General features: G+C 66.5%; 2 protein-coding genes and 1 pseudogene. All 3 read right to left on the bottom strand.

All coding sequences use genetic code 11. The features are described from left to right. Positions 1 to 112: 112 nt before the first annotated feature. Positions 113 to 586, bottom strand: coding sequence for a lipoprotein LpqH (locus tag A9W96_RS03945; protein WP_066864020.1), 474 nt, complete (start codon positions 584 to 586; stop codon positions 113 to 115). 170 nt (positions 587 to 756) lie between these two features. Continuing rightward, entirely contained in the window at positions 757 to 1,425 is a 669-nt protein-coding gene (locus A9W96_RS03940; protein WP_066864023.1) for a S1 family peptidase, read from the bottom strand. Positions 1,426 to 1,513: 88 nt separating this feature from the next. After that, positions 1,514 to 1,648: pseudogene (locus tag A9W96_RS30075) on the bottom strand (S10 family peptidase); the annotation flags it as partial.

The following is a 1,648-nucleotide window of genomic DNA, read 5'->3' as shown; positions in this document are numbered from 1 at the left end:
CCGGCGTTCAGCGTCGCCGCGGAAATGCTCAGCCCGGCGGCCAACGCGGCGGCACTGACGACACGTTTCATAGACATAACTGCGTCCCCTCTTGGGAGTTATCGCACCTGCACTACGGGCAGGTGAGGTCCAACTCGAATGGCTTGGTCACCTGCTGCGGTTGCTGCGGGTTGCTCATGTCGGTACCGGTAGCTGTGCCCTTGATCGCCCAGTCCTTGCCCTTGACCGCGGCCCCGGCGCTGCCGGCCTGGTTCGGTGCGGCGTCGGAGAAGCCGAGTGCGACACCGTTGACGGTGCCCAGCCCGACGGAATGCACCAGCGGCGGGTTGCCGTTGCTGACCACGGCGCCCAGCCCGTTGGTCGGGTCACCGATCCCGATCGTGATGTTGTCACCCGCGGCGGTGCAGGTGACCTGCCCGCTGATGTTCTGATTCTGACCGTCGACGGTCAGGACCGGACCCGCCGCTGCCGCCGCAGCGGACGACGAGCCTGACGCCCCGGTATTGGATTTGTTGCTCGAACATCCGGCGCTGGCCGCGACCACCAGGGCCACGCCGGCTACGCCGACCACGATCCCACGCTTCACTACTACTTCCCTTCGTGTCGCTGGTTCCGCTGCCTCACACGTTGGCCGCGTCAACCCAGGCGGACTACCTGGACCCGTCGGGCCGACGCGTAACGGCCGGTCCACCTGGTACCCCGTACCCCGGACTTGCAAACGCTACGTTACGTTCCGCCGGCCCGGTCGCCGGGCCGTCACGGAAGAACGCGCAGCCCCCACTTGCCCAGCAGCGGATTGATGAGCATGAAGTAGGTCGTGTAGTCATCGCCGTCGGGCGAAGACATCAACAGGCCGACCGCGCTGACGGTGCCGTCCGGGTTCATCACGAAGCCGGGACTACCGCTGTCACCGTCGAGGCTGAACACGCTGGCTTCGACGACGTCACCATTGATGCCTTTCACGGCGCCGCACGTCTCACCGGTCACCGCGCCGATCTTGCAGAACGGCATACCGACTTGAATCTGCTGGCGACTCAACACATCCCGGACCTGATACCGGCCGCCGACGTCGCCCACCGGCATACCGACACTCGGCTCGAGACGGATGATCGCGGCGTCCCTCTTGTCGCCCTCATGCTCGCTGGCGGAGATCCTGCCGAGCGGTGCATCGTTGCCGTAGGTCCACTCGCTGCCGTCGTGCGCGTCGCAGTGGCCGCTGGTCATCAGGTAGTAACTGCCGTCGGAACCCTGTGCCGCGAATCCGGCTGTGCACCTTCCGGATTCGTGATCGACCCCGATGCCCGGAGCCGGCGGCGGCGACGGCAGGGCCGGGGGCGGTGCTGCCACAGCGGTTTTCGCCGACGTCGTGGCGGCCACCAGCACGGCACCCAAGAGTCCCAAACCCCGCAACCACGGCATGGTCACGCCGCCCCCCTCCGCTTGTGCCCGGCAGATAATAGCGGCGCCGCTCGCCTGAAATGAGATGGCGACCAATCTATTCCACGCACGGGGTTCACCCGGCATCGACGTGCCGGGCAAGGAACTCCAGCACAGCGTCGGCGAAGACATCGTTGCGGTCACCGGCCACCATGTGACCCGCACCGCGGACGTCGGCGAATTCGACTTGCGGGAAACGCGCGAGGAATTC

The sequence above is a fragment of the Mycobacterium sp. 1245852.3 genome (assembly GCF_001669335.1).
GTDB lineage: Bacteria > Actinomycetota > Actinomycetes > Mycobacteriales > Mycobacteriaceae > Mycobacterium > Mycobacterium europaeum_A.
This window is presented reverse-complemented; position numbering and strand designations above follow the sequence as displayed.